The organism is Burkholderia sp. APQ4-4ca (assembly GCF_057837105.1).
Map to the genome: position 1 here is coordinate 1 of NZ_JBYQCG010000174.1, position 2,626 is coordinate 2,626.

2 protein-coding genes and 1 pseudogene are annotated in these 2,626 nt (G+C 71.2%); all 3 read right to left on the reverse strand.

The window, feature by feature from the left end; all coding sequences use genetic code 11:
* Positions 1 to 535, reverse strand: a pseudogene (locus AC3IFE_RS20285) (glutamate--cysteine ligase); the annotation flags it as partial.
* 478 nt (positions 536 to 1,013) lie between these two features.
* The gene (locus AC3IFE_RS20290; protein ID WP_489191729.1) at positions 1,014 to 1,973 is read right to left on the reverse strand and encodes a DNA-3-methyladenine glycosylase family protein; all 960 of its coding nucleotides are present in this window, start codon (positions 1,971 to 1,973) and stop codon (positions 1,014 to 1,016) included.
* On the reverse strand, positions 1,970 to 2,626 hold a 657-nt coding region (locus AC3IFE_RS20295; protein ID WP_489191730.1), incomplete at its 5' end, for a methylated-DNA--[protein]-cysteine S-methyltransferase. The genes AC3IFE_RS20290 and AC3IFE_RS20295, both read right to left, overlap by 4 nt.

Sequence of the window (2,626 nt, forward strand, 5' to 3'; positions counted from 1 at the left end):
ACTCTTCGTCCGCATGCAGGCGCCGCCACACTTCCTCGTGCAGCGAGTAGTTGTAGTGGATGCCGGCGATGCACTGCATCGTGCGGCCGTAGCGATACGCGAGGCCGCGCCGGTACACCGTCTTCAGGCGGCCGATGTTCGACGTGCCGTAGTTGGCGATCGGGATCTCGTCGTCGGCCGGCAGCAGGCCCGGCATCGAGTCGTTCCACAGGATCTCGTCGCCGAGCGATGCATACACGTAGCGATGCAGATCGTCGAGGCGCTCGAGCGTGAGCGCGGCGTCGCGCTCCGCGGGCGTGATCAGTTCGATCAGCGCTTCGGAATAGTCGGTCGTCAGCGCCGGATGCGTGAGCGCCGAGCCGAGCGCGCGCGGATGCGGCGTGAACGCGATCATCCCGTCGCGCGTCACGCGCAGGCTTTCCTTCTCGATGCCGCGCAGGCCGTCGGGCAGATGCTGCCGCGTCGGGCCCGAGCTCAGCGCGTCGAGACGTTTCAGCAGCAGTTCGGACTGGCGGTGAGTCATGGTGTTCGACATGGAGACGCAAGTGCGTGACGGCCGCGTGCAGAACGCCGCGCGCGGCCGGCTGGATTGTTGGTCGCTTCGTTGGTAGCGGGCACTTTAACATCTCGCCGAAAGCCGCGCTTGAGGTGGCCGCGGGCACGGCGCGCGGGCCTGAGCGGGCGATCGGGCGGGCCGGGCGCGGCAGCTCGGGCCCGTATCACCGGTTGCGGACGAGGCTGATCGGCACGCCGGTCGGCGAAATTCGTCGGATGAAACGTGAACGGCGAACGGGTGGCGGCAGGTGCAACCGTGCCGCTGGATTGATCGCGAAACGACGCGTACGCAGGCATCGCACGCGCTACATCCGGCCGGCCCCGGCGGGGATCGGCAAGCGCCGTGACGGGGCCGCGTCCCGCCCCGGCGCTTGACGCCTACCGGATGTCGGCACCGCCTGTGCAACGGGTTGGGCACAGCCCGCGTTGCGGGTCGCACCGGCCACGGACCGCCGTGCTTACCCGCCGCGCGCGCCGCCCGCCCGGTCGGCTACTTCGTTCCACAAATGCAGCGCCGCATACGCGCGCCACGGCCGCCAGCCTTCGGTGCGGCGCTTCTGGCTGGTGAGCCGGTCGAGCGCCGGGTCGCGCGCGGCGATCGACTGCATCAGCACGAGATCGGAGGCCGGCCACGCGTCCGGATCGCGCCATGCGCGCATCGCGATGTATTCGACGGTCCACGGGCCGATGCCGGGCAGCTCGAGCCACGCGCTGCGCAGCGTCGCGAGATCGGCATGCGCGCGATCGACCGGCACATCGCCGGCCGCCACCGCGCGCGCCACGCCGGTCAGCGCCGCCACGCGCTTGCCGGGCATCCCGATCTTGTCGAGATCGCACGCGGCCAGCGCGTCGGGCGTCGGGAAACGCCATGCGGGCGCGCCGTCGTCTTCCGGCATCACGCGTTCGCCGGCCCGCTCGACGAGCCGGCCGACGATCGTCGTCGCGGCCTTCACGCTGACCTGCTGGCCGACGATCGCGCGCACGGCCAGTTCGAACCCCGACCATGCGCCCGGCACGCGCAGCCCCGGCGCGGCCTCGACGAGCGGCGCGAACCACGGATCGCGCGCGAGTCCGCCGCCGATCGTGGCCGGATCGGCGCCGAGGTCGAACATCGTCGCGACGCGCGCGGCGAACGCGTCGTCGACGTGACGCGCGACCGCCCCTTCGACGGTCGCGACCAGGCAATGCTTGCGCGGATGTTTCGTGACGGTGAGCCGGCCCGCCTCGCCGTGCAGATCGACGATGCGGCGATACACGCCGTCCGCGACCTGCTCGACGCCCGGAATCGCGCGCCCGCTGAAGAAGCGCAGCACGCGCGCCCAGTCGTACGGCGCCTGGTAGCGCAGTTCCATCTGCGCGGACAGCGGCGCCAGGCCGCCGTTCGCCAGGGACGTAATCGTTATTTTCTCGATGCTCAAACCGCACTGCCCTCCGTCTCCGGTTCGGTTTCATCGTTGCGAACATGACGCGCCTCGGCCGCGAGCAGCGTCGCCTTGCGACGCACGCCCCAGCGGTACCCGGCGAGCGCGCCGCCCTTTTGCACGACGCGGTGACACGGGATCGCGAGCGCGACCGGATTCGACGCGCACGCGGACGCGACCGCCCGCACCGCGCGCGGCGAGCCGAGCGCCTCGGCGATCTCCGAATAGCTGCGCGTTTCGCCGTACGGGATATGCGTCAGCGCTTCCCACACGCGCTGCTGGAACGCGGTCGGCGCGATGTCGAGCGGGAGATCGAATGCGTGCCGCGTACCGTCCAGGTACGCGCGGATCTGCGTGACGAACGGCGCGAGCCGCGCGGCCGCTTCGACCAGTTCGGCGCGTGCGAACGTGTCCTTCAGCTCGCCGACGAGCGACGCCGCGTCGTCGCCGAACGCGATCCGGCAGATACCTTGTTCGGTGGCGGCGACGAGCACCGTGCCGAGCGACGTCGACGCGGTCGCATAGTCGATCCGCAGGCCGGCGCCCTGACGGCGGAACGCGGACGGCGCCATCCCCAGCTCGCGCGGCACCGACGCATAGAGCCGCGACGGCGAGTTGAACCCTGCGTCGACGGCCGCCTGCGTGACCGG